The 25,655-nt window shown below is 72.6% G+C and carries 26 protein-coding genes; 11 read left to right on the plus strand and 15 right to left on the minus strand.

Features of this window, described 5'->3' with window-relative positions; translation table 11 throughout:
• Nucleotides 1-716: 716 nt before the first annotated feature.
• Nucleotides 717-1,370, minus strand: a complete 654-nt coding sequence (locus AB0A97_RS00005; RefSeq protein ID WP_361142163.1) for a DNA-3-methyladenine glycosylase — start codon at nucleotides 1,368-1,370, stop codon at nucleotides 717-719.
• A gap of 197 nt (nucleotides 1,371-1,567) precedes the next feature.
• Between AB0A97_RS00005 and AB0A97_RS00010 the strand changes: the two genes are divergently transcribed.
• The 3 genes from AB0A97_RS00010 (at nucleotide 1,568) to AB0A97_RS00020 (ending at nucleotide 3,948) form a co-directional block, all read left to right on the plus strand.
• Nucleotides 1,568-2,350, plus strand: a complete 783-nt coding sequence (locus AB0A97_RS00010; protein ID WP_361142166.1) for a sporulation protein — start codon at nucleotides 1,568-1,570, stop codon at nucleotides 2,348-2,350.
• A 97-nt stretch (nucleotides 2,351-2,447) separates the two neighbouring features.
• On the plus strand, nucleotides 2,448-2,987 hold the full coding sequence (locus AB0A97_RS00015; protein WP_361142169.1) for a YbhB/YbcL family Raf kinase inhibitor-like protein: 540 nt from the start codon (nucleotides 2,448-2,450) through the stop codon (nucleotides 2,985-2,987).
• 457 nt (nucleotides 2,988-3,444) lie between these two features.
• A complete protein-coding gene (locus tag AB0A97_RS00020) occupies nucleotides 3,445-3,948 on the plus strand; it encodes an HNH endonuclease (protein WP_361142171.1) in 504 nt (167 codons plus the stop codon).
• Between the two features lie 12 nt (nucleotides 3,949-3,960).
• Here the strand turns inward: AB0A97_RS00020 and AB0A97_RS00025 are convergent, their stop codons facing one another.
• The 4 genes from AB0A97_RS00025 to AB0A97_RS00040 all read right to left on the minus strand — a co-directional run bounded on the left by AB0A97_RS00025 (nucleotide 3,961) and on the right by AB0A97_RS00040 (nucleotide 7,258).
• Nucleotides 3,961-4,728, minus strand: coding sequence for a sulfite exporter TauE/SafE family protein (locus tag AB0A97_RS00025; protein WP_361142174.1), 768 nt, complete (start codon nucleotides 4,726-4,728; stop codon nucleotides 3,961-3,963).
• 134 nt (nucleotides 4,729-4,862) lie between these two features.
• Nucleotides 4,863-5,813, minus strand: coding sequence for an SPFH domain-containing protein (locus AB0A97_RS00030; RefSeq protein WP_361142177.1), 951 nt, complete (start codon nucleotides 5,811-5,813; stop codon nucleotides 4,863-4,865).
• Between the two features lie 139 nt (nucleotides 5,814-5,952).
• Nucleotides 5,953-6,363, minus strand: coding sequence for an NfeD family protein (locus tag AB0A97_RS00035; protein ID WP_030021396.1), 411 nt, complete (start codon nucleotides 6,361-6,363; stop codon nucleotides 5,953-5,955).
• 103 nt (nucleotides 6,364-6,466) lie between these two features.
• Nucleotides 6,467-7,258 (minus strand): ABC transporter ATP-binding protein, encoded by a 792-nt coding sequence (locus AB0A97_RS00040; RefSeq protein ID WP_030021395.1) that lies wholly within the window; start codon nucleotides 7,256-7,258, stop codon nucleotides 6,467-6,469.
• Nucleotides 7,259-7,366: 108 nt separating this feature from the next.
• Here AB0A97_RS00040 and AB0A97_RS00045 point away from each other — a divergent pair, with 108 nt between their 5' ends.
• The gene (locus AB0A97_RS00045; RefSeq protein WP_361142180.1) at nucleotides 7,367-8,188 is read left to right on the plus strand and encodes a hypothetical protein; all 822 of its coding nucleotides are present in this window, start codon (nucleotides 7,367-7,369) and stop codon (nucleotides 8,186-8,188) included.
• 129 nt (nucleotides 8,189-8,317) lie between these two features.
• Here the strand turns inward: AB0A97_RS00045 and AB0A97_RS00050 are convergent, their stop codons facing one another.
• The 4 genes from AB0A97_RS00050 to AB0A97_RS00065 form a co-directional block, all read right to left on the minus strand.
• Nucleotides 8,318-8,563, minus strand: coding sequence for a chaplin (locus AB0A97_RS00050; RefSeq protein ID WP_361142182.1), 246 nt, complete (start codon nucleotides 8,561-8,563; stop codon nucleotides 8,318-8,320).
• 112 nt (nucleotides 8,564-8,675) lie between these two features.
• Nucleotides 8,676-8,915, minus strand: a complete 240-nt coding sequence (locus tag AB0A97_RS00055; protein ID WP_361142185.1) for a chaplin — start codon at nucleotides 8,913-8,915, stop codon at nucleotides 8,676-8,678.
• A gap of 191 nt (nucleotides 8,916-9,106) precedes the next feature.
• Nucleotides 9,107-9,805 carry a response regulator transcription factor gene (locus tag AB0A97_RS00060; protein WP_361142187.1) on the minus strand — a complete coding sequence of 233 codons (699 nt, stop codon included), beginning with the start codon at nucleotides 9,803-9,805 and terminating at the stop codon, nucleotides 9,107-9,109.
• Nucleotides 9,806-9,824: 19 nt separating this feature from the next.
• Nucleotides 9,825-11,000, minus strand: coding sequence for a GAF domain-containing sensor histidine kinase (locus tag AB0A97_RS00065; RefSeq protein ID WP_361142190.1), 1,176 nt, complete (start codon nucleotides 10,998-11,000; stop codon nucleotides 9,825-9,827).
• A 202-nt stretch (nucleotides 11,001-11,202) separates the two neighbouring features.
• Here AB0A97_RS00065 and AB0A97_RS00070 point away from each other — a divergent pair, with 202 nt between their 5' ends.
• The 4 genes from AB0A97_RS00070 to AB0A97_RS00085 all read left to right on the plus strand — a co-directional run bounded on the left by AB0A97_RS00070 (nucleotide 11,203) and on the right by AB0A97_RS00085 (nucleotide 14,791).
• Nucleotides 11,203-11,847, plus strand: a complete 645-nt coding sequence (locus AB0A97_RS00070; protein WP_361142193.1) for an SDR family oxidoreductase — start codon at nucleotides 11,203-11,205, stop codon at nucleotides 11,845-11,847.
• The gene (locus AB0A97_RS00075) at nucleotides 11,844-12,962 is read left to right on the plus strand and encodes an S-adenosylmethionine:tRNA ribosyltransferase-isomerase (RefSeq protein ID WP_361142195.1); all 1,119 of its coding nucleotides are present in this window, start codon (nucleotides 11,844-11,846) and stop codon (nucleotides 12,960-12,962) included. The genes AB0A97_RS00070 and AB0A97_RS00075 overlap by 4 nt, the downstream gene beginning before the upstream one ends.
• A 16-nt stretch (nucleotides 12,963-12,978) precedes the next feature.
• Entirely contained in the window at nucleotides 12,979-13,680 is a 702-nt protein-coding gene (locus tag AB0A97_RS00080) for a nitroreductase family protein (protein WP_361142198.1), read from the plus strand.
• Nucleotides 13,681-14,044: 364 nt separating this feature from the next.
• On the plus strand, nucleotides 14,045-14,791 hold the full coding sequence (locus AB0A97_RS00085) for a transglycosylase SLT domain-containing protein (protein ID WP_361142201.1): 747 nt from the start codon (nucleotides 14,045-14,047) through the stop codon (nucleotides 14,789-14,791).
• A 120-nt stretch (nucleotides 14,792-14,911) separates the two neighbouring features.
• Here the strand turns inward: AB0A97_RS00085 and AB0A97_RS00090 are convergent, their stop codons facing one another.
• The gene (locus tag AB0A97_RS00090; protein WP_361142203.1) at nucleotides 14,912-17,575 is read right to left on the minus strand and encodes an FHA domain-containing protein; all 2,664 of its coding nucleotides are present in this window, start codon (nucleotides 17,573-17,575) and stop codon (nucleotides 14,912-14,914) included.
• A 230-nt stretch (nucleotides 17,576-17,805) separates the two neighbouring features.
• On the opposite strand from AB0A97_RS00090, the gene AB0A97_RS00095 reads away from it, so the two are divergent.
• Nucleotides 17,806-19,875 (plus strand): streptophobe family protein, encoded by a 2,070-nt coding sequence (locus AB0A97_RS00095; protein ID WP_361142206.1) that lies wholly within the window; start codon nucleotides 17,806-17,808, stop codon nucleotides 19,873-19,875.
• 183 nt (nucleotides 19,876-20,058) lie between these two features.
• Nucleotides 20,059-21,306, plus strand: coding sequence for a phosphoserine phosphatase SerB (gene serB, locus AB0A97_RS00100; RefSeq protein ID WP_361142209.1), 1,248 nt, complete (start codon nucleotides 20,059-20,061; stop codon nucleotides 21,304-21,306).
• 163 nt (nucleotides 21,307-21,469) lie between these two features.
• Here the strand turns inward: serB and AB0A97_RS00105 are convergent, their stop codons facing one another.
• The 4 genes from AB0A97_RS00105 to AB0A97_RS00120 all read right to left on the minus strand — a co-directional run bounded on the left by AB0A97_RS00105 (nucleotide 21,470) and on the right by AB0A97_RS00120 (nucleotide 23,989).
• A complete protein-coding gene (locus AB0A97_RS00105) occupies nucleotides 21,470-21,988 on the minus strand; it encodes a histidine phosphatase family protein (protein ID WP_361142212.1) in 519 nt (172 codons plus the stop codon).
• 111 nt (nucleotides 21,989-22,099) lie between these two features.
• Nucleotides 22,100-22,309, minus strand: coding sequence for a hypothetical protein (locus AB0A97_RS00110; protein ID WP_361142214.1), 210 nt, complete (start codon nucleotides 22,307-22,309; stop codon nucleotides 22,100-22,102).
• 233 nt (nucleotides 22,310-22,542) lie between these two features.
• Nucleotides 22,543-22,659 (minus strand): SGM_5486 family transporter-associated protein, encoded by a 117-nt coding sequence (locus AB0A97_RS00115; protein ID WP_275126387.1) that lies wholly within the window; start codon nucleotides 22,657-22,659, stop codon nucleotides 22,543-22,545.
• Between the two features lie 4 nt (nucleotides 22,660-22,663).
• The gene (locus AB0A97_RS00120) at nucleotides 22,664-23,989 is read right to left on the minus strand and encodes an MFS transporter (protein WP_361142217.1); all 1,326 of its coding nucleotides are present in this window, start codon (nucleotides 23,987-23,989) and stop codon (nucleotides 22,664-22,666) included.
• 141 nt (nucleotides 23,990-24,130) lie between these two features.
• Between AB0A97_RS00120 and AB0A97_RS00125 the strand changes: the two genes are divergently transcribed.
• Nucleotides 24,131-24,802: an FCD domain-containing protein gene (locus AB0A97_RS00125; RefSeq protein ID WP_361142220.1), complete on the plus strand. Its 672-nt coding sequence runs from the start codon at nucleotides 24,131-24,133 to the stop codon at nucleotides 24,800-24,802.
• A gap of 76 nt (nucleotides 24,803-24,878) precedes the next feature.
• On the opposite strand, the gene fabI is transcribed toward AB0A97_RS00125, so the two are convergent.
• Nucleotides 24,879-25,655: an enoyl-ACP reductase FabI gene (fabI, locus tag AB0A97_RS00130; RefSeq protein ID WP_030021378.1), complete on the minus strand. Its 777-nt coding sequence runs from the start codon at nucleotides 25,653-25,655 to the stop codon at nucleotides 24,879-24,881.

Below are 25,655 nucleotides of genomic sequence, written 5' to 3' on the forward strand. Positions count from 1 at the left end.
TTTCCGGGTTCTCCCGGTAACACACACGAGAGCGGAACAGGAAGCGGAATAGGCTTCCCGTTCACAGCGTCCTCGCTGTGTGTGCCACCCGCACCGTGAAGGTGCTGGTGGGCTTTTCAAAGGAACCTCATCCTCCGGCGTGTGCCGGTGGACGGGGTATCAACATATTTGGCGTTGACTTTTGGCACGCTGTTGAGTTCTCAAGGAACGGACGCTTCCTTTGTGCCTGTTTCACCAGGCTCTCCGGGCGCTTCCCTTCGGTCTTGCGTTTCCGACTCTATCAGATCCTCGCGGTGCTGATTTTCGCCGGTGCGTTTCGGCCTTTCGGCTTCTTCGCGGTTCCAACCTTACCAGATCCGTTCGGCGTTTCCGCTTTCCGTTTCCGGCCCCTGCTGGAGCGGGGCGGCCGTTCAGCTCTCGCTTTCCGGCCCTTCCGACGTTATCAGATCCGATTCCCGGTCCGTTGCCGGATCGAATTCGTTTCCGATGCCCCGTCGGCGGGGTGTGTTACGCCTTTCGGCGTGATCACTACTTTAGGCGAATTCCCGTGCGGCACATAATCGCGCCGTGGCGGCTTCGAATTTCGGCAAGCGAAACAAGACCCCGCCGGGGGTGATCGTTCGTAGGTAGTGGGTTTGCGTCGCTCGGCGGCCCGCGCAGACAGCGCTGCCCGTGTCAAGCGGCTCGGGCCACGTTAGGCGGTCCGGAGCGCAGAGTCAAGCAGCCCTGCTCCGGCGCTTGCGCGGCACGTGGGCGCGGTACGGGCTGACGGTGGGGTCGCCGTCGATCCAGAAGCGCCACGGGTGCACGGCGCCCTCGCCACTGATGCCCGTACGCGGCCCGTTGAGCACCTCGGCGGCCTCCGCCGGGTGGCCGTGCAGGACGGTGAGCGGCTGGTCCGGGTCGGTGGAGCAGATGTCCGTGCCGTCCAGGGAGCGGTCGATGTCGAGGGCGGTGGCGAGCCGGGCCGGGCCCTTGGCCAGTTCGCGGGCGTTGCGCGCCTTCGGACGGCGTTCGGCTGCCTGCTCCGTTCCGGTGAGCACTTCGCCGGCCCGGAGCAGCACACCGCTGGCGGTGTCCTCCTTGTTGCAGACCAGGTTGAGGCTGAACCACATGCCGTAGATGAAATACACGTACGCGTGACCGGGAGGTCCGAACATCGAGGCGTTGCGCGCGGTACGTCCCCGGTAGGCGTGGGAGCCCGGGTCCGAGGAGCCGTTGTATGCCTCGACCTCGGTGATGCGCAGTTCGATCGGCCCCTGCGGGGTGCGGCGTACGAGAGTGCGGCCGAGCAGCTCAGGCGCGACGTCCAGGACGGGACGGTCGAAGAAGTCCCGCGTGAGCGGTCGGCGGTCCGGTGCGACGATCATGCGGATCAAGGGTAACGGAGAGCGACGCGAAGCACCGGGGGGCGACTGGCCACCGGGGCGTTCCGTTGGGAGGGTGGCGCCCACGGAACCGGTCGCCGCGGAACCGGCGGCGGCCGTCCGGCGTGGGTAGGGAACGGACCGGCCGGGATCACGGCGCATCACACGAGGTACAGGCGTCTGCCTGGGGAGGAACGAGCATGGGGTTCAAGAAGCTGCTGGCCAGCTTGGGGGCCGGAGGCGCGTCGGTGGAGACGGTGCTCTTCGAGGAGAACGTCGTGCCGGGCGGGGTCGTGCAGGGCGAGGTGCGGATCGAGGGCGGTTCGGTCGCCCAGCAGATCGAGAAGCTGTCGGTGGGCCTCCAGGCGCGGGTGGAGGTCGAGGGCGGTGAGCAGGAGTACAAGCGGGACGTCGAGTTCACCAAGCTCCGGCTCGGCGGGGCCTTCGAGGTGCAGGCCGGCGCGGTGCACACGGTGCCGTTCGGGCTGGAGATCCCGTGGGAGACGCCGGTGACGACGTTCCTCGGGCAGCAGCTGCACGGGATGCACGTCGGGGTGACGACGGAGCTGGCGATCGCCCGTGCGGTGGACTCCGGCGACCTCGACCCGGTCAACGTGCATCCGCTGCCCGCGCAGCAGGCCCTGCTGGACGCCTTCGGCCGGCTCGGGTTCCGGTTCAAGAGCGCGGACCTGGAGCAGGGGCACATCCGCGGTACCCGGCAGCGGCTGCCCTTCTACCAGGAGATCGAGTTCCACGCGCCGCAGCAGTACCGGGGCCTGAATCAGGTCGAGCTGTCCTTCGTGGCGGACGACCGGGAGATGGACGTGGTGCTGGAGATGGACAAGAAGCCGGGGCTGTTCAGCGAGGGCAGCGACACGTACCGCTCGTTCGTGGTGCCGCTGGACGGCTATCAGGCGACCGACTGGGCGGCGTACCTCAACCAGTGGCTGGCCGAGGTCGGCGGCCGGCGCAACTGGCTCTGACGGGCCCGTGTCCGCACCCCGGCCGGGCGCCGGGGGTCGCGGCGCAGGATCTAACCTGGCCGGACAGGTGTCCATTCGCGACTCAGGAGGTGCCCAGGTGTCCGAGCTCAAGCGCCGGCCGCTCCCGCACGATTTCCATCCGCCGGTGGCCGGGTTCACCGTGGTGAGCGACGAGGTGACCGACGGCGGCAGGCTTCCGTCGGCGCAGGTGCAGGCGGAGGGCAACACCTCGCCGCACCTGCGGTGGGAAGGCGCGCCGGAGGGGACCCGCAGCTACGCGGTCACCTGCTTCGACCCGGACGCGCCGACCGGCAGTGGTTTCTGGCACTGGACGGTGTTCGACATCCCCGCGTCGGTCACCGAGCTGCCCGCCGGTGCCGGCAGCGGTGCCATGAAGGGGCTGCCGGAGGGCGCCGTGCACGTACGCAACGACGCGGGGTCGCCGGACTTCACGGGTGCGGCGCCGCCGCCCGGTGACGGGCCGCACCGCTACGTCTTCACCGTGTACGCGGTGGACCAGGAGAAGCTGGGCCCGGACGCGGACGCGACGCCGGCCGTGGTCGGCTTCAATCTGCGGTTCCACGCGATCGGGCGGGCGCAGCTCATCGGCGAGTACGAGGTGCCGGCCGGTAGCTGAACAGGGGGCCGGTGTCCGTACCGGGCCGTTTCCGCCCGGTACGGACACCGGCCCTAATTCCGTTGCGCCCCGGCGCTTCCGCTCGCACAGTGGTGCATGGCTGGCAAACGGCGCGCAGGACGGCCGTCGGGCAGCCGGTACCGCAGCGGCGGGGACGGCGGGCGCAGGTGTGTCGCCGGCCGTCTGCCGGAGTCCGTTCTCGTGTCGGACGGCCGCATCGGCTGCCATACGCTCCGGGGTCCCGGCGAACGCACGGGGGTGGGGCCCCGGAGCGTGCCGCCCGCTCCGCGCCGCGGCGTGCTTCCTTCCGCCCCCTTCCGCGCACCCGTACCTTCACCTCCCCGTCATCTCCCATCTCCCTTGTGGCGTGCGGAAATTGCGTTGTCCAGGGGATCACTGGAGCTGCACAGTGGAGCCACTTCGCCGAGCGGCGAACGGGGACCGGGAGGTGGACGGGATGCGCGAGACACTGGTGCTCAACGCGAGCTTCGAGCCGCTGGCGACGGTGTCGCTGCGGCGGGCGGTGGTGCTGGTCATGCAGGACAAGGCCGTGGTCGAGCAGGCGCATCCGGGGCTGCGGATCCGGGCCGCGGCGGTGGAGGTGCCGGTACCTCGGGTGATCCGGCTGAGCCGGTACGTACGGGTGCCGTTCCGAAGACAGGCGGCGTGGTCGCGGCGGGGTGTGCTGGTGCGTGACCAGCACCGGTGCGCGTACTGCGGGCGGCGGGCGACGACCGTGGACCACATCGTGCCGCGGTCGCGCGGCGGCGGGGACAGCTGGCTGAACACGGTCGCGTCCTGCGTCGAGGACAATCACCGCAAGGCGGACCGGACGCCGGAGCAGGCGGGGATGCGGCTGCTGACCCGGCCGTTCGAGCCGACGCCCGCCGATGCGCTGGTGGCGGCGCTGGCCGGTTCCGTACGGGAGGAGCTGCCGGAGTGGCTGGGGCTGTCGGCGTAGCGTCCGGACGGGTCACCTCAGCAGCAGTTGGGTGATCGCCGCGATGCCGACGGCGACGATCACTCCGCGCAGTACGGCGGGTGGCAGCCGGCGGCCGATCCTGGCGCCGAGCAGGCCGCCGAGGGCCGAGCCCGCGGCGATGAGGACGACGGCGAGCCAGTCGATGGGCGCGGCGAAGAGGAAGAACAGCGCGGCGACGCCGTTGACGAACAGGGCCAGTACGTTCTTGACGGCGTTGAGGCGTTGCAGGTCCTCGCTGAGCAGCAGGCCCATCAGGGAGAGGTAGATGACCCCTTGGGCGGCGCCGAAGTAGCCGCCGTACATGCTCGCGAAGAAGAGTCCGGTCAGCAGCAGGGCACCACCGTCCGTCCGGACGGTGGTGCCGTTGCGTTCGCGGCGGGCGCGCAGGGCGGCGGCGAGCCGGGGCTGGAGGACGACGAGGACGAGCGCCACGGCGATCAGGGCGGGCACGATCGCGTCGAAGGCGTCGGACGGCAGCACCAGGAGGAGGGCCGCGCCGATCAGGCCGCCGGCCAGGGCCGCGGCGCCGAAGCGGCGTATGCGGTGTGCCTGGCCGGCCAGTTCGCGGCGGTAGCCGAAGGCGCCGCTGAGCGAACCGGGCACCAGGCCGAGGGTGTTGGAGACGTTGGCGGTGACCGGTGGCAGACCGACGGCCAGCAGGACCGGGAAGGTGATCAGGGTTCCGGAGCCGACGACGACGTTGATCGCGCCGGCCGCACCGCCCGCGCCGAAGACGGCGAGCGCTTCCCAGACGGTCATACGGGCTCCCTCGTACATGATCGGTACGGTCCGGCCTGATCATGCACCAGGGCCCGCCCCCGGTAACAGCACTGCGCGCGTGCTGCCGGGGGCGGGCCCTGGGAGGAACCGGGCCGGTCCTGGGAGGAACCGGGTCAGTCGATGGGGGGCTGTTCGCGGTGCGGGGCGGACTTGGTCATGCCGGGGCCGCCGGCCGGGGCGCCGCCGCCCGCGGGGTTGAAGCTGTTGATGGCGCCGCCGAGGCCCTTGAGGGCGTCGCCGATCTCGCTGGGCACGATCCAGAGCTTGTTGGCGTCCCCCTCGGCGATCTTCGGCAGCATCTGGAGGTACTGGTAGGACAGCAGCTTCTGGTCCGGGTCGCCGGCGTGGATGGACTCGAAGACCACCCGGATCGCCTGGGCCTCGCCCTCGGCGCGCAGCGCGGCGGCCTTGGCCTCACCTTCGGCGCGCAGGATCGAGGACTGCTTCTCACCTTCGGCGGTGAGGATCTGGGACTGCCGGACACCTTCGGCCTGGAGGATGGCGGCGCGCTTGTCACGGTCGGCGCGCATCTGCTTCTCCATCGAGTCCTGGATGGAGGTCGGCGGCTCGATGGCCTTGAGCTCGACGCGGTTGACGCGGATGCCCCACTTGCCGGTGGCCTCGTCCAGAACGCCGCGCAGGGCCGCGTTGATCTCCTCGCGGGAGGTCAGGGTCCGCTCCAGGTCCATACCGCCGATGATGTTGCGCAGGGTCGTGACGGTGAGCTGCTCGATCGCCTGGATGTAGCTGGCGACCTCGTACGTCGCGGCGCGCGCGTCGGTGACCTGGTAGTAGATGACGGTGTCGATGTTCACGACCAGGTTGTCCTGGGTGATCACCGGCTGCGGCGGGAAGGGGACGACCTGTTCGCGCAGGTCGATGCGGTTGCGGATGGAGTCGATGAACGGGACGACGATGTTCAGGCCCGCGTTCAGGGTGCGGGTGTAACGGCCGAAGCGCTCGACGATGGCGGCGCTGGCCTGCGGGATGACCTGGATCGTTTTGATGAGTGCGACGAAAACGAGCACCACCAGGATGATCAGGACGATGATGATCGGTTGCACTGCGGCTCCCCGGTACCCCTCGGTTGCTGACTGCGGCGGCCTGTGCCGGCCTGGTCTTGATCGAGTCTTTCAGAGCGGCCGGCCGCCACGCAGGCGCTTCGCCTCATCCGTGCGCTCGTACGACGACTGGCTTGAACGCTCACATGACGACCGCGGTGGCACCTTCGATCTCCACCACGTCCACCTTCTGGCCCGGTTCGTAGACCTGGTCCCCGTCCAGCGCTCGGGCGGACCAGACCTCGCCGCCCAGCTTGACCCGGCCGCCCGAGGCGTCGACCCGTTCCAGGACGGTGGCGGAGCGGCCCTTGAGGGCGTCGATCCCCGAGGCCAGTTGCGGGCGTTGGTTCCGGTGGCGGTTGGCGATGGGGCGTACCACCGCGATGAGCGCGACCGAGACGGCGGCGAAGACGACGAACTGCATGACCGTGCCTCCGCCGAGTCCCGCGGTGACGGCACCGGCGACGGCACCGACCGCGAGCATGCCGAACTCGGGCATCGCGGTCACGACGAGCGGAATGCCCAGTCCTACGGCGGCGATGAGCCACCACACCCATGGATCCACGCCTTCATGGTAGATCCGCCGGACGGCCCGGGACAGGGGCCGTCCGGTCAGGAAGGGCGCGGTGGTGCCGCGCTCTTCAGGAAGGGGCCCTTCAGGAGAGCGGCAGGCCCTGCGCGGTCCAGCGGTCGCCGTTGCGCTCGACGACCAGCGGCAGGCCGAAGCAGTGCGAGAGGTTGCTGGAGGTCAGTTCCAGGTCGAGCGGTCCGGCGGACAGGACCTTGCCCTGGCGGATCATCAGGACGTGGGTGAAGCCCGGGGGGATCTCCTCGACGTGGTGGGTGACCATGATCATGGAGGGGGCGTACGGGTCGCGGGCGAGCCGGCCGAGGCGGCGTACGAGGTCTTCGCGGCCGCCGAGGTCGAGGCCGGCCGCGGGCTCGTCCAGGAGGAGCAGCTCGGGGTCGGTCATCATCGCGCGGGCGATGAGGGTGCGCTTGCGCTCGCCTTCGGAGAGGGTGCCGAACTTCCGGTCGAGGTACTCGTTCATGCCGAGCCGGTCGAGGAAGGCGCGGGCGCGCTGCTCGTCGATGTCCTCGTACTGCTCGCGCCAGCCGGCGGTCATGCCGTAGGCGGCGGTGAGCACGGTCTGCAGGACGGTCTGGCTGCGCGGCAGCTTGTCGGCGAGGGCGATGCCGGCCACGCCGATGCGCGGGCGCAGGTCGAAGACGTCGACCTTGCCGAGGGTCTCGCCGAGGATCGAGGCGGTGCCGGTGCTCGGGAAGACGTAGCTGGAGGCGACGTTGAGCAGGGTGGTCTTGCCGGCGCCGTTGGGGCCGAGGATCACCCAGCGCTCGCCCTCCTTGACCGACCAGGAGACCTGGTCCACCAGAGCCCGTCCTTCGCGGACCACGGATACGTCCACCAGCTCCAGCACATCGCTCATGAGCGCGTTGTCTCCCATTGCATATCGGTCGGTCTCGTGCGCCTGTGGGCGCATCCCCCCTGCAAACCTACGCCACTCGATGTCAGTGCCTGTCCTTAGGCTGGGGACATGCTCGATGAACCTCGTTCGGGACGGCTGGCCGCGTGGGGAAATGCCCTGTTGGCCGGGCTTGTCTCACCTGATGAAGCCGCGCAGCGGATCGCGGACGACGACGCGGTGCACCGCGTGCGGGGCCTGCCCGGGGAGCCGGGCCCGGTCGGGCTGACGCTCGCCCTGGGGCGGTTGCGGGCGCTGGGGGCGACCGGCCTGCGGGTGGCGCTGCCGGTGCCCGGGCATCCGCTGGGGCTGAGCGGCCCCGCGGAGTTCAATGCGCGGGCGATGGAGGCCGAGGAAGCGGTGCTGGCGTCCGGGGCGGGGCTCGGGCTCGTCCCGGAGGTGTGGGAGTCCGGACCCGAGGGCGCCGGGGTGCCGCGCGAGGACGTGCATGTGGAGGTGGTCTGGCACTGCCTGCCCGTACGGGACGCTCCCCCGGCGGACGTGCCCTCCCTCGGCGAGGCGGAGCGGGAGCTGGCGGAGGCGCTGCGGGAGGCGACCGAGGTGCTCTCCCGGCTGGACGTGGCGGGTTCCGGGCCGGTCGCGCAGGCGGCGCTGGAGGCGTACCGCGCGCGGGCCGAGGCCGGACGGCAGGTGCTGGCGCCCGGATATCCGCCGCGGGCGGTGCGGGTGCTGGAGCTGGCGCAGCGGGTCGGCGCGCTGATCGGTATCGCGCGGGGCGCCGGCGGGGACGGGCGGGAGCACGGCGGTGCGGTGAGCGCGTCCGAGATGGCGGCGCGGGCCGAGGCGCTGCGGCCGGTGGAGCGTACGGCCCGGCGGGCGCAGGTGGCGGCGTACAACGCGTATGTGGAGGAGGCGGAGCGGCGCCGGGGGTGAGCGCCGGCGGGCGGGGCCGGGCCGCCTCCGTACGGAAAAGGCCCCGCCGACCGGGGTGCGGTCGGGCGGGGCCTTCGGGTGGCCGCGGGTGCCGGCGCGGTCCGGGGGTGCGGCGGAGTGTGCCGTGGGTCAGCGGTTCGCGGCGGCGTTGCCGTGGGCCGGGTTGAGGAGGCCGACGACGTTGACGGTGTTGCCGGAGACGTTGACGGGCACGTTCACGGGGATCTGTACGAGGTTGCCCGAGAGGACACCGGGGGACTTGGTGGCCGCGCCGTTGGCGTGCGCGTTCCCGGTCGCGGCGGCGGACCCGGCGGCGGCACCGGCGGCCAGTCCGGCGGTGGCGAGGACGAAGGCGGCCTTCTTGGCGGTGTTCATGGAAGTGTTCCTCACGTGTCGGCGCGGGGCCGTGGGGTGGTGGTCATCGGGTGCTCGGCGAGGCCGGCCCGTCGGGGGTGGGTGGCCGGGCCGGCCCGTCGCGCGGAGGCGGTCAGGAGTTGTGGCTGCGGTTCCCGAAGGCCGGGTTCAGGACACCGATGACCGAGACGGTGTTGCCGGTGACGTTGACCGGGACGTGCACCGGGACCTGGAGCAGGTTGCCGGAGGCGACGCCGGGGGAGTTCACGGCGTGGCCCTGCGCGACACCCTGGGCGGAGGCGATACCGGCACCGGCGACGGCGAGTCCGCCCGTGGCGATCGTGACGGCCACGGCCCTCTTGATGTTCTTCACTTCTCTGACCTCTCCTAACGACGGCCGCGGTCGACTTCCGCGGCACGTCATGGAGAACGGCCGGACGCCTGACGGGTTGCGCCACACGGGTGACGTACACCCGACGGTATGAATCTCGGATGGGATGACGGCGAACCGGCGCACGTCCTGATAGTCGGACCGGCGCCGGTGCGGCTCCCGGCCGCCGTCCCTCAGGCGCCGATGCCGTGCCGGACCGCCCAGAGGGCGGCCTGGGTGCGGTCGGCCAGGTCCAGCTTCATCAGGATGTTGGACACATGGGTCTTGACGGTCTTCTCGGACAGCACCAGCGCGCGGGCGATCTCGCGGTTGGAGCGGCCGTCCGCTATCAGGCCGAGGACCTCACGCTCCCGCTCGGTCAGCGAGGTGCCACGCCCCTGCCCGTTGTTGCCGTCCTCCTGGGAGAGGAGGGCGCCGGCCACCTCGGGCTGGAGGAGGACGTGTCCGGCGTGCACGGAACGGATGGCGCCGGCCAGCGCGTCCGGGTCGACGTCCTTGTAGACGTAGCCCGCGGCGCCCGCGCGGAGTGCCGGGACGACGGTGCGCTGTTCGGTGAAGCTGGTGACGACCAGCACGCGGGCCTGGTTGTCCAGTTCGCGCAGCTTGCGGAGGGCTTCGATGCCGTCCATGCCCGGCATCTTGACGTCCATCAGGACGACGTCCGGGCGCAGTTGCTCGGCGGCGGCGATGCCCTCGGCGCCGTCGGACGCCTCCCCCACCACCTCGATGTCGTCCTGGACCTCCAGGAACGTGCGCAGTCCGCGGCGGACGACCTGGTGATCGTCGACCAGCAGGACCCTGATGGCCCGCCCGTCGCCCGCCACCGCCCTTCGTTCGGAACTCCCCCGGGCTTCGCCCGGGGGGACCCCCATCGCGCTGCCCCTCGTGTCTTCACCCACCGGGTACCTCCATCTCCACAGCAGTGCCCTTGCCGGGCTCCGATTCCACGGTGAGCCGGCCGCCGACACCGCTCGCCCGGTCCCGCATCGACACCAGGCCCAGGTGACGGCCCGCGCGGCGGACCGCGCCGGTGTCGAAGCCGCGGCCGTCGTCGGCGACGCGCAGCAGGGCGCCCGGGCCGTGGCGTACGAGGGTGACCTCGACGCGGTCGGCGCCGGCGTGCCGCAGGGCGTTGTGCAGGGCCTCCTGGGCGACCCGCAGCAGTGCTTCCTCCTGGGCGGCGGGCAGGGCGCGTACGCCCTGGGCCTCGAAGGTGACCTGTGCGTGGTGGGCGCGGTCCAGGACCTGGGTCTGGGAGCGCAGGGTGGCGACGAGGCCGTCCTCGTCCAGGGCGGCGGGCCGCAACTCGACGACGGCGGCGCGCAGTTCGTCGGCGGCTTCCGCGGCGAGGGCGGCGACCTGCTGCAACTCGTCCTTGGCGCGGGCCGGGTCGCGGTCCACCAGGGCGGTGGCGGCCTGGGCGGTCAGCCGGAGCGAGAAGAGTTTCTGGGCGACGGCGTCGTGCAGTTCGTGGGCGAGCCGGGCCCGCTCCCCCGCGATGGTCAGTTCGCGGCTGCGCTCGTAGAGGCGGGCGTTGGTGAGGGCGATGGCGGCGTGCTGGGCGAGTATGCCGAGCAGCCGTTCGTCCTCGGCGGTGAAGCCGCAGCCGCCCGCGGGCTTGGGGCACTTCTTGTTGGCGAGGAAGAGCGCGCCGAGGATCTCGTCGCCGTCGGCGACCGGCAGGCCGATGAAGTCGGACATGTCCGGGTGGGCGGCGGGCCAGCCGCCGAAGCGGGGGTCGGTGCGGACGTCGGCGAGCCGCTCCGGGGTGGCGTGGTGCAGCATCGCGGCGAGGACGCCGTGCTGGCGCGGCAGCGGGCCGATGGCCTTCCACTGCTCCTCGCTGACGCCGTCGACCACGAACTGGGCGAAGCCTCCGTGGTCGTCGGGCACGCCGAGGGCGGCGTACTCGGCGTCGAGCAGTTCGCGGGCGGAGGCGACGATCGTCTTGAGCACGTCGCGCACCTCCAGGTGCCGGCTCATGGCGAGGATCGCGCTGCTCACGGCGGGGATCCCGGCGCCCGGCCCGTCTCCCGGCCCGTGTCCGTCTCCCGGTCCGTTGGTCATGGCTTCACGGTACCGGCGGGCACTGACAGCCGTATCGGACCACCGGCGGCCTTCGCTTAGGCCCACCGGCCTAGGGCGAAGTGCCCTGGGCCGTCCCGCCCGCTGCCCGAGGCGGCCCGGGCCGTCCGGTTCCTAGCGTGAGCGGCGAGGACGCGGATCGGGGCGGCGACGGCGCCCGACGAGGCGAGAGGTGGTGCGGGCCATGCCGGTGGCGGTCGTCACGGGAGCATCGAAATCGAAGGGGCTGGGGCGAGCGCCGGGCGCGGCGCTGGCCGGGCGTGGCTGGGACCTGGTGGTGGACGCCAGGTCGGCCGGGCCGCTGGAGGAGGCACGGGGGATGCGCCGGGCGGGGGCGCGGGTGATGGCGCTGCCGGGGGACGTGGCGGACGCCGCGCACCGGGCGGAGCTGGTGGCCGCGGCGCGGGAGCTGGGCGGGCCGGACCTGCCGGTGAACAGCGCGAGCGTGCTGGGTGCCGAGCCGCTGGTGCGGCTGGAGGCGCACCCGCTGGACGGGCTGCGGGCTGCGCTGGAGGTCAATGCGGTGGCGCCGTTGGGGCTCGTACAGAAGGCACTGCCGTTGCCGCGGGCCTCGCAGCTCTTCGCGGCGTCCGCCCCTTCCCCTTCTATAGGGGATGGCGCTGCACCTATACGGACAGAAACCACCAAAGCGCCCGGCTCCGGTGGGGCCGTACTGAACATCGGCTCCGACGCGGCGGCCGTGCCGGACGGCGACGGCTCCGGGCGTCCGCTGCCCGAGACGGTCGTACCGGCGCCGGGGCGGCTGCTGGACGCCGGTGCGGCCAGTGGGCGGCACGCGGCGCCGGGCCTGCTGGGCGGTGCCCGGTGACCGCCGAGGTGCTGCGGGTGCCGGTCGAGCCGGCGGCGCGGGAGCCGGCCGAGCAGCGCGCGCCGGGCCTGGGACGGAACGCGGTGCGTCTCCTGGTCAGCCGGGGTACGGCGGAGCCGGCGCACCACGCGTTCCGGGAGCTGCCGGAACTGCTGTCGGCCGGGGACGTGCTGGTGGTGAACACCTCGCGCACCCTGCCGGCGGCGGTGGACGGCCGGATCGGGGACGGGCGGGGCCGCGGCGAGCCGGTGGTGGTGCACTTCTCGACGCGGGCGGACCGGCGGTATCCGCGGCCGGAGGCGGCGGCCGGGGACTGGGCGGTGGAGCTGCGGACGCCGGACGGTTGCGGCAGTACCCGGCAGCGGGCGGGCGGCCCGGCGGGCGCGGTGGTGCGGCTGCCGGGCGGCGCGCGGCTGACGCTGCGGGCGCCGGTGGACCCCGGGGGCGTACGGCTGTGGTGGGCGCGGGTGTCGGGGGCGCCGGTCCTGGACGTGCTGCGGCGGTACGGGCGGCCGATCCGGTACGGCTGCACGGACCGGGACCAGCCGCCGGCCGCGTACCGGACGGTGTTCGCGGTGGGCTCGCCGGACGGCGGGGGCAGTGCGCGGATGCCGAGTGCGGCGCGGCCGTTCACCGCGTCCCTGGTGGCGCGGCTGGTGAGCCGGGGGGTGCAGATCGCGCCGGTGACGCTGCACACGGGGGTGGCGTCGGCGGAGGCGTACGAGCCGCCGTACCCGGAGCGCTTCGCGGTGCCGCCGTCCACGGTGTGGCAGATCAACGCGGCGCGGGCGGGCGGCGGCCGGGTGGTGGCGGTGGGGACGACGGTGGCGCGGGCGCTGGAGAGCGCGGCCGGGCCGGACGGACGGATCCGGGCGGCCTCCGGGTGGACGGATCTGGTCGTCACCCCGGAGCGCGGGGTGCGGGCGGTGCACGGGCTGCTGACCGGGCTGCACGAGCCGGGGGCGTCGCACCTGCTGACGCTGGAGGCGGTGGGGCGGGCCGCCGCGGGCGGCGCGGGCTTCGGCGACGCGCTGAGCCGGGCGTACGCGGAGGCCGCACGGCAGCGGTACCGGTGGCACGAGTTCGGGGATCTCCACCTCGTACTGCCGGCCTGACCTCCAGACTCGGAGCATGTCGACACCAACGAGGAACTGGACACCGACCCACGGCGATCCCTACCGGTCGGTGCCGTACCACCCGGAGCGGATGCCGGCCGGCGAATCGCTGGCCCGCGCCGCCGACCTGCGGGAGCGGATGGACCGGCGGCGGACCGTCCGGCAGTTCTCCGCCGATCCGGTGCCGGAGCAGGTGGTGCGGGACGCCATCGCCTGCGCGGCCACCGCGCCCTCCGGCGCGCATCAGCAACCCTGGACGTTCGTCCTGGTCAAGAACCCGGAGGTGCGGCAGCGCATCCGGGAGGCCGCGGAGGAGGAGGAACGTGTCTCCTACGCGGGGCGGCTCGGCGAGGAGTGGCTGGCGGCGCTGCGGCCGCTGGGCACGGACGAGATCAAACCGCATCTGACGGACGCCCCGCACCTGATCGTCGTCTTCCAGCAGCGGTACTGGCTGGGCCCGGACGGCAGCAAGCACAAGCACTACTACGTGGACGAGTCGGTGGGCATCGCGGTCGGGATGCTGCTGTCCGCGCTGCACCTGTCGGGTCTGTCGGCGCTGGTGCACACACCGAGTCCGATGCGCTTCCTCCAGGAGGTGCTGGGGCGGCCGGCCAACGAGAAGGCGTTCGCCGTGATTCCGGTCGGATATCCGGCGCGGGACTGTCGCGTACCGGATCTGGTCCGAAAGACCCTGGACCAGGTGCTGGTGGAGATCTAATTCACTGACGCAGTGTGCGAAGGCAATCACACCGGGCAACTAAACCTTGTGCCCGGTGTGACGCCGCACATAGGACCCAGGTCACTTACGAACGGCATTAGTGGCTTTCCGGCATGCGTACGACTTTTGGATGATGCGGGCTGTACCTGGGGTGGACCCGGTGATGACGCCGGGAGAACCCGGCCGTGACGCGATATCCGCGCCCCGGGTTCCACTAAGCGGCATCGTAAAGCGGCTCTTTGCTCGTCGAATTTTCGGCCGCTAACAATGACTCCCGTCGCTCGGCGCCGTGGACAGAACTCGGCGTTCACCGCCTTTCCCGGCCACAGCGGCGCACCCCCGTCGGATAGAGGTCAGTCCCCCCATGCCCAAGCACGCCATTCCCGGCTACGCCCGCCTGAACCGGACGCACAAGCTCTCGGCCGCCGGCGTCGCCGCGGCAGGTGCCGCCGCCCTGGTCTTCGCCGTCGTACCGGGCTCGGCCGACGCCGAGCAGGGTCACGACCGGGCCGCCGTCCAGAACGTCAAGCCGGTCGCCTTCAGCGCGGTCGACAACGCGGCCAAGACCCAGCAGGACACCATCGGCAAGCAGGCGGACGCCTCCGCCCAGCAGGCCGAGAAGGACGCCGCCGAGGCCAAGAAGAAGGCCGAAGACGCCGAGAAGGACGCCAAGGCCAAGGAAGAGGCCGACGCCAAGGCCAAGGCCGACCAGGAGCGCAAGGACCAGGAGGCCGCGAGCAGGTCCGCCGACCGCGCCGCCGCCCCGGCCCCGGAGCCGGCCAAGACGTACAGCAACGACCTGGACGGCTGGATCCGCGAGTCGCTGGACATCATGCAGAAGCAGGGCATCCCCGGCTCCTACGACGGCATCTACCGCAACATCATGCGCGAGTCGACCGGCAACCCGCAGGCCGTCAACGGCTACGACTCCAACGCGCAGCAGGGCACCCCGTCCAAGGGCCTGCTCCAGGTCATCGACCCGACGTTCCAGGCGTACCACGTCGACGGCACGTCCTGGGACATCTTCGACCCGGTCGCCAACATCACCGCCGCGTGCAAGTACGCCGCCGCGACCTACGGCTCGATGGACAACGTCAACTCGGCGTACTGAGCCGGACCGGCGCGCGCCGCGTAGGCCACGCCGTCCGTCCCCGTCAGGACGCGCGACCGCCGAGGGGCGGCACCCGCACCGGGTGCCGCCCCTCGGCGGTCGTCGTCGTGCCGTGCGCCCCTACTTGCGCATGACCTCGGGCTCGTGGCGGCGCAGCAGCCGGGCCACCACGAAGGCGAGGGCCACGCCGAGGGCGAGCAGGATGACCAGGTCCATCGCGTAGACGCTCGCCTCGTGCTTCCACAGCGGGTCGGGGTTGCCCGCCTCCCACGGCAGCAGCGTGTTCATGTCGGCGGTCGCGCCCATCGCGGCCACCGCCCAGCGCGACGGCATCAGCCACGCCACCTGCGCGACGCCGACCGTGTCGAAGAGCTGGAAGAGCACACCGGTGAAGACCACCTGCACGATGGCGAACATGACCAGCAGCGGCATGGTCTTCTCGGCGGTCTTGACCAGCGCCGAGATGATCAGGCCGAACATCATCGAGGTGAAGCCGAGCGCGATGACGGCGAGCCCCATCTCGACGGCCGGCAGGTTCTTGAGCAGCACGCCCTCGGTGGGCATCTTGCGCGGGCTGAAGCCGATCACCGCGATGATCACGCCCTGGAAGGCGGTGACCACGCCGAGCACGATCACCTTGGACATCAGGTACGCGGAACGCGACAGGCCGGTGGCCCGTTCGCGCTCGTAGATGACCCGCTCCTTGATCAGCTCACGGACCGAGTTGGCGGCGCCCGAGAAGCACATGCCGACCGCCAGGATCAGCATGATCGTACTGGCGTCGCGGTTGGGGCCCTTGGGCCCGTAGCCGAGGCCGTGCTGGCTGGGGATGAGGATGGACACCACGCCGAGCACCGCCGGCAGGATCAGCATCAGGCCGAGGAAGCCGCGGTCGGAGGCGAGCACGGAGACGTAGCGCCGCATCAGGGTCCACAGCTGCGCGCCCCAGCTCTGCGACTTCTGCATCCGGGCCGGGGGTGCCTGGACCGAGACCGACTGCGGGGCGACGGCGTCGATGTCCGCGGCGTACATCTGGTAGTGCGGGGAGCCGCGCCAGCGGCCCATCCAGTCGTAGTCGCGGTAGTTCTCGAAGGCGGAGAAGACGTCCGCCCAGGAGTCGTACTGGAAGAAGTTCAGCGCTTCCTCGGGCGGGCCGAAGTAGGCCACGCCGCCGCCCGGCGCCATCACCAGCAGCTTGTCGCACAGGGCCAGCTCGGCGACGGAGTGGGTGACCACCAGGACCGTACGGCCGTCGTCGGCGAGGCCGCGCAGCAGCTGCATGACGTCGCGGTCCATGCCCGGGTCCAGGCCGGAGGTCGGCTCGTCCAGGAATATCAGGGACGGTTTGGTCAGCAGCTCCAGGGCGACCGAGACGCGCTTGCGCTGGCCGCCGGAGAGGGAGGTGACCTTCTTGTCCTTGTGGATGTCGAGCTTGAGCTCGCGCAGCACCTCGTCGATCCGGGCCGTGCGCTCGGCCTCGGCGGTGTCACCGGGGAAGCGCAGCTTGGCCGCGTACTTCAGGGCCTTCTGGACGGTCAGCTCCTTGTGGAGGATGTCGTCCTGCGGGACCAGGCCGATGCGCTGGCGCAGCTCGGCGAACTGCTTGTAGAGGTTGCGGTTGTCGTACAGGACGTCGCCCTGGTCGGCGGGCCGGTAGCCGGTCAGCGCCTTGAGCAGGGTGGACTTGCCGGACCCGGACGGGCCGATCACCGCGACCAGCGACTTCTCCGGGACGCCGAAGGAGACGTCCTTGAGGATCTGCTTGCCGCCGTCGACCGTGACGGTCAGGTGGCGGGCGGAGAAGGACACCTCACCGGTGTCGACGAACTCCTCCAGCCGGTCGCCGACCAGCCGGAAGGTGGAGTGGCCGACGCCGATGATGTCGTTCGGACCGACCGGCGCCTTGCCGGACTTGGGGACCGGCTGGCCGTTGATGTACGTACCGTTGTGGCTGCCGAGGTCGTGGATCTCGAAGCGGCCGTCGGGCGTGGCCCGGAACTCGGCGTGGTGCCGGGAGACCTGGAGGTCGGAGACGACCAGCTCGTTCTCCAGCGCGCGGCCGATGCGCATGACGCGGCCGAGGTCGAGGCGGTGGAACGTGGTCGGGCTGCGGTCGCCGTAGACCGGCGGGGCGGCGGCGCGGGACCGGTCCCCGGGGGGCTGCTGGGACGCGGGGGGCTGCTGGGCCACGGCGGGCCCGCCGTGCGGGGGCTGTTGGGCGTACGGGGCCTGCGGCTGCTGATTCCAGCCCTGCTGCGGCACCTGGTGGGCCGGGGGCTGGCGCGGTGCCTGGTGGGCGGGTGCCTGACGGGCCGGGGCGTGGTGGGCGGGGGCCTGGTGGGCGGGCGCCTGATGGACCGGCGGCTGCTGGGCGTGCGGCGGCGCGGCCCAGCCCGGCGCGCCCTGCTGCTGCGGCGCGGGCCTGGCGGCCTGCGGCGGAGCCATCGCGGTCGGCGCGCCGTGCACGCCGGCCGGCGCGGCACTGCCGGACAGGGTCAGCCGCGGGCCGTCCGTGGCGTTGCCGAGATGCACCGCGGAGCCGGGGCCGATCTCCATCTGGTGGATCCGCTGCCCCTGGACGTACGTGCCGTTGGTGCTGCCCTGGTCTTCGATGACCCAACTGCGCCCGCCCCAGCGCACGGTGGCGTGCCGCCAGGAGACCCTGGCGTCGTCCAGCACCATGTCGCCCTGCGGATCCCTGCCCAGGCTGTAGGACCGGGACGGGTCGAGCGTCCAGGTCCGTCCGTTCAATTCGAGTACGAGTTCAGGCACTCCATGCCCCATTACATAGTCCCCCGAGTGACGCCCTGTATGGGAAGTCTAGGGATGGCGAACATCGTGAGGAACTATTTCAGGCGCGGTGCCCGGAGCCAAAAAACCGGTCGCGCAAGGTCCTGAGCCGGCTGCGTTGACGACGGCGAAAGGCCCACGGAGAGTGGTAAGCGCCCACGGATGCGCACGGATCATGGCATCTCGCGCGTTCGGGGCGAGCCGTCTGGGAACGGGGGCTGTCGATGACCGCCGCGAGGACCGCGGGAATCCGCTGGGGCGATGTGCTGCTGTCCGCCGTCGCCGCGGTCAGCTGGGCGTTCCTGGCGATGGCCGGGGTGGCCGCGTTGGGACTGCACCTGCTGGGCGCCGACTCGGCGGCGTCGCTCGGGCCGCTGACCGCCGCGGCGGTGGTGCTGGCCGTGGGCGGCTCGGTGACACCGTCGGGCGATGTGAGCGCCTTCGGTCTGGAGGGGCAGGCCGCCCGGGCCGCCGTCGACCTCGCCCCGCTGGGCGTGGGGCTGGTGGGCGCGCTGGTGCTGGGGTGGGTGTTCGCCCGCTCACTGCGCCGGGCCGGCGCGACGATCGGGTGGGGTGAACTGGCCGCCAGGATCGGTGCGTCGGCGGGGTTGTTCATCGCGTTGCTGGCCTTCCTGGCCTGGGCCGGCCACGACTCCGTGACGATCGACGGCAAGACGCTGGCCGGACTGGGCGGGCTGATCGGCGGCGGTGGCAGCGGCTCGGGAGGCGGCAGCGGCGACGGCGGACTGCTGGACCGGCTGCGCGACGGCCTAGGCGACCTCGGGATCGGCGACGGCGGGGACAGCGGTGGGCTGCCCGGCCGGATCGCCGATCTCATCGGCGCCGAGGCGTCCGTCGGGTTCGCCGTGGACACCGGCGCCTCCCTCGCCGGCGGCACGGTGTGGATCTTGGGGGTACTGGCCGTCGCGGTGCTGGCGTCCCGGCGTGCGCCGCTGCCCCGTGCGCTGGAGGCGGCCCACCGATACGTGCGGCCCGCGGCGTCGGCGCTGGTCACGGTGGCCTTGGTCGCGGTGGCCGCGGGTCTGGCGGCAGCCGGGTACGCGGCCGTCGGCGACGACCATCCGCGGCGGGTCCTGGGCGCGGCGCTGCTCGCCGCCCCGAACGGCGTCTGGCTCGGCATTCCGCTCGGCCTGCTCGTCCCCTGGCACGGCAGCGCGTCCGGCGTACTCACCCGGTTCCTGCCCGACCCCGTGGACCGGCTGCTCGACGGGCGGAACGACATCCCGCTGACCGTCGGAAGGCTCGCCGAGCTGGACGGCAGGGTGTGGCTGCTGCCGGTGGCCGCCGCGCTGATGATGCTGCTCGCGGGCGTGCTCACGGCGGTCCGTACGCCGAGGGCGGGCGTCCGGACGCTGCCGTTCGCCCTGCGGTGCGCGGCCGGTCTGGGCGGACTGACGGCGCTGACCCTGCCGCTGTGGGCCCACCTGACCGGCGTCTCGGCCGACGCGAGCCTGTCCGTCTTCGGGTTCGACGCCTTCGGCGCGGGTCTGGAGCTGCGCGGGAGCGTGCCGGCGGCGTTCGCGCTGGGGGCGGTGTGGGGAGCGGCGGCGGGCCTGCTGGGAGGGCTGCTGGCATGCGCCACCGGGGCCGCGGGGCGACGTGCGGTACGGCTGCCCGGAGACGCGGAGCTGTTGGCGGAGGGCGGGCGTGAGCACGGGCGGGAGGGCGCCGGGGATCATGGGGGCCGTATGCGGGAGCACCGTACGCAGGATTCCCGGATGCGGGGCTCCCGTACACACGATTCCCGCGCCCAGGGCTCCCGGATGCAGGACGCTCGGATGCAGGATCACGGGCAGCCCGGCGCCCAGGACTACCCGGACGCCGCCTACCGGCCCGGCCCGTACACCCCCTCCCCCGCCTACCGGCCACCGCACGCCGACACCAACCCCTACATGCGCCCGCCACAGGAGGCGAAGCCGCCCGGGACGTCCCCCGGCGGGCCGCCGGCAGCCGGTGAGCCGCCGCGCAGGCAGAGCTGGCCCACGCCACCGCCGGGGCCCATGCCGGAGACCCAGACCTGGCCGCCACCGCCGGAGCAGCCCCCGCACACCCCGGACTGGGGCCCGCCGCCCGCCGGGCACGCGGCGCCGACGGTCCGTCGGCCCGGGAGCAGGCCGCCGGAGGCCCCGCCGCCGCCCGAGTCGCGTCCCACGGTGGGTGGCGGGCACCGGCCGCCGCCTCCCCCGCGTCCCCCGGTGCCGCCGAAGCCGCGCGGCAGGCCGCGGCAGCGGCGCGAGGACCCGGCCGACGGCCCGGCCGAGGAGGATGTCTGAGGGGACTCCCGAGAGGCCGCCTGAGCAGCCACCTCAAGGGCCGCCGCCACCCGGACAGCCAGGAGAAGGCCGCTGGGCAGGAGGTGAGCGGGCGGAGGGCTGAGCAGGGCGCCGGGCAGGGGCCCGTCCGTACCACGGACACCTGTACGGCGGCCGGCGCGGGCCGGTTACCGTAAGAGCACCATGAGCGCATCGCAGATCCCGCCTGCCACCGCCGTACCGGGCGACGACGTACCGACCCTTCTCGTCAAGATCTTCGGCAAGGACCGGCCCGGCATCACCGCCGGGCTCTTCGACACTCTCGCCGCCTACTCCGTCGACGTCGTCGACATCGAGCAGGTGGTCACCCGGGGCCGCATCGTGCTGTGCGTCCTGGTCACCACCCCCGTACCGGCCGGCGGCTCGTCCGGCGTCACCGAGGGCGACCTGCGCGCCACCGTGCACAGCTGGGCCGAGTCGCTGAACCTCCAGGCTGAGATCATCTCCGGCATCGGCGACAACCGGCCGCGCGGCACCGGCCGCTCGCACGTCACCGTGCTCGGCCACCCGCTCACCGCGGAGTCCACCGCCGCCATCGCCGCCGCGATCACCGGCACCGGCGGCAACATCGACCGTATCTTCCGGCTCGCCAAGTACCCCGTCACCGCGGTCGAGTTCGCGGTCTCCGGCACCCCGACCGAGCCGCTGCGCACCGCGCTGGCCACCGAGGCGGCCGCGCTCGGCGTGGATGTCGCGGTGGTCGCCTCAGGGTTGCAGCGCCGGGCGCAGCGGCTGGTCGTCATGGACGTGGACTCCACCCTCATCCAGGACGAGGTCATCGAGCTGTTCGCGGCGCACGCGGACTGCGAGCGGGAGGTCGCCGAAGTCACCGCGGCCGCGATGCGCGGCGAGCTGGACTTCGAGGAGTCGCTGCACGCGCGCGTCGCGCTCCTGAAGGGGCTGGACGCGGGGGTGGTGGAGCTGGTGCGCAAGGAGGTACGGCTGACTCCCGGCGCGCGGACGCTGGTGCGCACCCTGAAGCACCTGGGCTACCAAGTCGGTGTCGTGTCGGGCGGGTTCACCCAAGTCACCGACGCGCTCCAGGAGGAGCTGGGGCTGGACTTCGCGTCCGCCAACACGCTGGAGATAGTGGACGGCAAGCTCACCGGCAAGGTGACCGGCGAGATCGTGGACCGGGCGGGCAAGGCCCGGCTGCTGCGCCGCTTCGCGCACGAGGCAGGTGTGCCGCTCGCGCAGACCGTCGCGATCGGCGACGGCGCCAACGACCTGGACATGCTGAACGCGGCGGGCCTGGGCGTCGCCTTCAACGCCAAGCCGTTGGTGCGCCAGGCCGCGCACACGGCGGTGAACGTGCCGTTCCTGGACACCGTGCTGTACCTGCTGGGCATCACCCGTGAAGAGGTCGAGGCGGCGGACACGCACGACGACTGAGAGCCGCCTCCCCCCTCCGGGCCCGCACGACGACTGAGAGCCTTCCCTCCCTCCGGGCCCGCACGACGGCTGATCCTGCCTCCCGCTCCCCCGGACACGCACGAGGGCTCCGGCGCACACGGCGCCGGAGCCCTCGTCCGTCCGGTGCGGCCGGGGCACCCGGTCAGGCGTGCGGCGCCCAGAAAGCCACCAGGCGGCCGACGCCGTGCTCGACCGTCTTCCAGGAGCCGGTGAAGGTCAGTACGGCGATCGAGGAGGTCGGGAAGCCGCTGCGGTTCATCCGCGCCAGCAGGTCGCCCTCGGCCTCGCCCGCCAGCGCGTCGGCGAGGGCGTGCATCCCGGGGTTGTGGCCGACCAGCATCAGGTCGGTCACGTCGTCGGAGGTCTCGTTCAGCACGGCGATCAGTTCACCGAGGGAGGCTTCGTACAGCCGCTCCTCGTAGACGGTCCTGGGACGCTGCGGCAGCTCGCTCACGGCGAGCTTCCAGGTCTCGCGCGTCCGCGCGGCGGTCGAGCACAGGGTCAGGTCGGGGGTGATCCCGGCTCCGGCCAGCCAGTGACCGGCGACCGGGGCGTCCTTACGGCCTCGCTCCGCGAGGGGGCGCTCGTGGTCGCTCTCCTGCGACCAGTCGGCCTTGGCATGGCGAAGAAGGACAATCCGGCGAGGTGTTTCGGCGCTCATGTGTCCAGCTTCGCACGAAACGCAGCGCGGGGCGCGAGGTGTTGAGGCGCTCCCTCCGCAGGGTGAACGCTCTTCCGGGACGGCGCCGTCACCGGGCTGTGCCCGAGGCTCTCAGCCGCCGATGCCGACGAGGCGGGCAAGGAATTCCAGTACGGGCGCCAGGCTCTGGGACGCGCTCACCGCGTGCGCCGTGGACGGTGCCGTCATCACGCCGAGCAGCGCGACGAAGGAGACGACGGCGAGGGCCACGGCCCACCAGGACAGGCCCGTGCGCGCGCCCGGACGGCGGGATACGGACGGCCTGCTGGAGACGGCGGACATCGGTGGCCTCCGGGGACTTCGGCGGGGACGACGCGGCCGCGTGGTGCGACCGCGCCCACCGCAGCGGCACGGTGTGCTCCGAACCTACGGTCCCGCGGGGGCCGTTCCCATCCGGTACGCCACCCACTTGCCCCTGACCCTGGCCCCCTAGGGGACGGTGGGGCTGTCCCCACCGTCGCCCTCTTCCCCCGGCACGGCCGGCCGCCGGCCGGGGCTCCGGTACGTCGGCCGGGTCAGGGGGAGGCGAGGCTCGCGATGACGGCGATGACGGCGGTCACGGCGAGCATCGCGCCCAGGACGATGAGCAGCTTCTTCTGTCCGCCCGGCGGATTCGGTTCGAGCACTGGCATGGCTTCAGTGTCGCACCTTGGCCTCGTCCTCCATCCGGCGGTCCCGGCCCGCGAGCATCCCGACCGCCATCTGGGGCACCATCAGCCCGGCCATCAGCGCGATGGGCTGCCCCCAGCCGCCGCTGTGCTGGTAGAGCGTGGCCACCAGGAGCGGGCCGGGGATGGAGATCAGGTAGCCGACGCTCTGTACGAAGGCGGACAGCCGTACGACGCCCTCGGCGCTGCGCGAGCGCATCCCGATCATCGTCAGGGCCAGCGGGAAGGAGCAGTTGGAGATGCCGAGCAGCAGCGCCCAGGCCCAGGCTCCGGAGGCGGGGGCCAGCCACAGCCCGGCGTAGCCGGCCAGCCCGCAGATGCCGAGCCCGACGGCCAGCGGCCCCTGGTTGCGCATCCGGGCGGCCACCCGGGGCAGCACGAAGGACAGCGGTACGCCCATCGCCATGGTGACGGCGAGCAGGACGCCCGCGGTGCCCGCCGGGACCCCGGCGTCGCGGAAGATCTGCGGCATCCAGCCCATGGTGATGTACGCGGCGGTGGCCTGGAGGCCGAAGAAGACGGCCAGCGCCCAGGCGGTCGGCGACGTGCTGACCCGCAGCGCCGCGGCCGGTGCGGCGGGCTGCCGGGCGGCGGGCCCGCCGTCTCCCCCACGGCCGCGGACGACCGTGAGCCAGGGCAGGACGGCGAGGACGGCGAGCACCGCCCACACCACGAGGCCGGACTGCCAGCTACCGCCGAGCGCGGACGTGACGGGGACGGTCAGTGCCGCGGCCAGCGAGGTACCCAGGGCGAGCGCCATCGAGTACAGGCCGGTCAGCGGGCCGACGCGGTCCGGGAACCAGGTCTTGATGACCACCGGCAGCAGGACGTTGCTGACCGCGATGCCCGCGAGGGCCAGCGTGGTGGCGGCGAGGAAGCCGGCGGTGCTGCCGGTGTAGGGCCGTACGACGACACCCGCCGCGATGGCGGCCATCCCGGCGCAGACGATCGCGCCGGGGCCCCAGCGCCGGGCCAGCCGCGGGGCGGCGGTGCCGAAGACCGCGAAGCACAGGGCGGGTACGGAGGTGAGCAGCCCGGCCACGGTGGCGCTCATGCCCAGGCCGGACCGGACCTCCTCCATGAGCGGGCCGAGACTGGTGATGGCGGGGCGGAGGTTGAGGGCGGCCAGGACCAGGCCGGCGACCATGAGGAACGGCAGTCCTCGCCGGGCGGCCGGGGCGCGGGCCGGCTCCGGCGCCGCGGCGGGCCCGGGCCGTTCGGCCGGGTGCCGCTCCGGTGGGATGTCCGGGGCTCCCGCTCCGGGGCCGAGGGTTGCGAGGGAGTCGTCTGTCATGGACAGCATCATAGAATCATGGGATGAATGCCTGTCCAATGAATTCGCGCCCGGGCACCCGGCCCCCCGGCCCCGGCGCTCGCTATCCTCTCGCGGTGCCCCCTGCCGGACTTCCGGTTCCCGTCTTTCTGGAGCGCTGACATGCCACTGACCTCGCCCCGGCGCTCCGCGCTGGCGGACCAGGTGATCACCCAGCTACGGGCCCAGATCACGTCCGGTGAATGGCCGGTGGGCTCCCGCATTCCGACCGAGCCCGAACTGGTCGAACAGCTCGGGGTGGCCCGCAACACCGTCCGCGAGGCCGTACGGGCCCTGGCGCACAACGGCCTGCTGGACATCCGCCAGGGGTCGGGCACGTACGTGGCCGCGACCAGCGAACTGGCCGGGGTGATGAACCGCCGCTTCGCGGACGCCGACCCCGAGCACGTGGCGGAGCTGCGCAGCGCGCTGGAGGCGACGGCGGCCCGGCTGGCCGCCCGGCGCCGCACCGACCAGGACCTGCGGCAGCTCGACGCCGCGCTGGAGCGGCGCGAGCGGGCCTGGGAGTCCGGCGCGGCGACGGCGTTCGTGGAGGCCGACGCGACGCTGCACATGGCGGTCGTGGCGGCCTCGCACAACGAGGTGCTGGCCGAGCTGTACGCCGACCTCGGGGGCGTACTGCGGGAGTTCCTGCGCGCCGACGTGGGCGACGTGCTGCGGCCCGAGGCGCACGTGGACCACGCGCGGCTGGTGGCGGCGATCCGCGCGGGCGACGACGAGCGGGCCGCGACCGAGGCGAGCCTCCACCCCTTCGGCTGCCGGGCCGGTGGCTGAGCCCCGTACGACGCACGCTGCCCGCCCCGGCGGACCGGGACGGGCAGCGTTGCGGCTGTTCAGGCGCTGACGGGCGTCAGGCGCCCATCATGTGCACGCCACCGTCGACGTGGACGATCTCGCCGGTGGTCTTCGGGAACCAGTCCGAGAGCAGCGCGACGACGCCGCGGCCGGCCGGCTCCGGGTCGGTGAGGTCCCAGCCGATCGGGGCGCGGGTGGACCACACGTCCGTCAGCTCCTCGAAGCCGGGGATCGAGCGGGCGGCCATCGACTTGATCGGGCCCGCCGAGACCAGGTTGCAGCGGATGTTCTTCGGGCCCAGGTCACGGGCCAGGTAGCGGGAGGTGGCCTCCAGCGCCGCCTTGGAGACGCCCATCCAGTCGTACTTCGGCCAGGCCATCTGCGCGTCGAAGTCCATGCCGACGACCGAGCCGCCGCGCTTCTCCAGCAGCGGGAGCAGCGCCATGGTCAGGGCCTTGAGGGAGTACGCCGAGACCTCGACGGCCGTGGCGACCGACTCCCACTCGGTGTTCAGGAAGTTGCCGCCCAGCGCGTCCTGCGGGGCGAACCCGATGGAGTGCACGACACCGTCGAGCTGGTCGTCGCCGAAGTGCTCGGTGACCTTGGCGGCCAGGCCGTCCAGGTGCTCCTTGTTCTGCACGTCCAGCTCGATGACCGGAGCGGGCTTCGGCAGCCGCTTGGCGATGCGCTCGACGAGGGAGAGCCGGCCGAACCCGGTCAGCACGACCTCGGCACCCTCCTCCTGCGCCAGCTTGGCGACGTGGAAGGCGATCGAGGCGTCCGTGAGGACCCCGGTGACCAGGATGCGCTTGCCTGCGAGGATTCCACTCAT

The sequence above is a fragment of the Streptomyces sp. NPDC045470 genome, assembly GCF_040646595.1.
Classification (GTDB): Bacteria; Actinomycetota; Actinomycetes; order Streptomycetales; family Streptomycetaceae; genus Streptomyces.

Excerpts from the sequence above, each read along its gene's own strand:
- fabI (WP_030021378.1), bottom strand. The coding sequence starts at position 25,655 with ATGAGTGGAATCCTCGCAGGCAAGCGCATCCTGGTCACCGGGGTCCTC.
- AB0A97_RS00110 (WP_361142214.1), bottom strand. The coding sequence starts at position 22,309 with ATGTCCGCCGTCTCCAGCAGGCCGTCCGTATCCCGCCGTCCGGGCGCG.
- AB0A97_RS00115 (WP_275126387.1), bottom strand. The coding sequence starts at position 22,659 with ATGCCAGTGCTCGAACCGAATCCGCCGGGCGGACAGAAGAAGCTGCTC.
- AB0A97_RS00090 (WP_361142203.1), bottom strand. The coding sequence starts at position 17,575 with ATGGGGCATGGAGTGCCTGAACTCGTACTCGAATTGAACGGACGGACC.
- AB0A97_RS00060 (WP_361142187.1), bottom strand. The coding sequence starts at position 9,805 with ATGGGGGTCCCCCCGGGCGAAGCCCGGGGGAGTTCCGAACGAAGGGCG.
- AB0A97_RS00120 (WP_361142217.1), bottom strand. The coding sequence starts at position 23,989 with ATGACAGACGACTCCCTCGCAACCCTCGGCCCCGGAGCGGGAGCCCCG.
- AB0A97_RS00010 (WP_361142166.1), top strand. The coding sequence starts at position 1,568 with ATGGGGTTCAAGAAGCTGCTGGCCAGCTTGGGGGCCGGAGGCGCGTCG.
- AB0A97_RS00005 (WP_361142163.1), bottom strand. The coding sequence starts at position 1,370 with ATGATCGTCGCACCGGACCGCCGACCGCTCACGCGGGACTTCTTCGAC.
- AB0A97_RS00105 (WP_361142212.1), bottom strand. The coding sequence starts at position 21,988 with ATGAGCGCCGAAACACCTCGCCGGATTGTCCTTCTTCGCCATGCCAAG.
- AB0A97_RS00025 (WP_361142174.1), bottom strand. The coding sequence starts at position 4,728 with ATGACCGTCTGGGAAGCGCTCGCCGTCTTCGGCGCGGGCGGTGCGGCC.
- AB0A97_RS00095 (WP_361142206.1), top strand. The coding sequence starts at position 17,806 with ATGACCGCCGCGAGGACCGCGGGAATCCGCTGGGGCGATGTGCTGCTG.
- AB0A97_RS00080 (WP_361142198.1), top strand. The coding sequence starts at position 12,979 with ATGTCGACACCAACGAGGAACTGGACACCGACCCACGGCGATCCCTAC.
- AB0A97_RS00070 (WP_361142193.1), top strand. The coding sequence starts at position 11,203 with ATGCCGGTGGCGGTCGTCACGGGAGCATCGAAATCGAAGGGGCTGGGG.
- serB (WP_361142209.1), top strand. The coding sequence starts at position 20,059 with ATGAGCGCATCGCAGATCCCGCCTGCCACCGCCGTACCGGGCGACGAC.
- AB0A97_RS00085 (WP_361142201.1), top strand. The coding sequence starts at position 14,045 with ATGCCCAAGCACGCCATTCCCGGCTACGCCCGCCTGAACCGGACGCAC.
- AB0A97_RS00020 (WP_361142171.1), top strand. The coding sequence starts at position 3,445 with ATGCGCGAGACACTGGTGCTCAACGCGAGCTTCGAGCCGCTGGCGACG.
- AB0A97_RS00065 (WP_361142190.1), bottom strand. The coding sequence starts at position 11,000 with ATGACCAACGGACCGGGAGACGGACACGGGCCGGGAGACGGGCCGGGC.
- AB0A97_RS00125 (WP_361142220.1), top strand. The coding sequence starts at position 24,131 with ATGCCACTGACCTCGCCCCGGCGCTCCGCGCTGGCGGACCAGGTGATC.
- AB0A97_RS00040 (WP_030021395.1), bottom strand. The coding sequence starts at position 7,258 with ATGAGCGATGTGCTGGAGCTGGTGGACGTATCCGTGGTCCGCGAAGGA.
- AB0A97_RS00045 (WP_361142180.1), top strand. The coding sequence starts at position 7,367 with ATGCTCGATGAACCTCGTTCGGGACGGCTGGCCGCGTGGGGAAATGCC.
- AB0A97_RS00050 (WP_361142182.1), bottom strand. The coding sequence starts at position 8,563 with ATGAACACCGCCAAGAAGGCCGCCTTCGTCCTCGCCACCGCCGGACTG.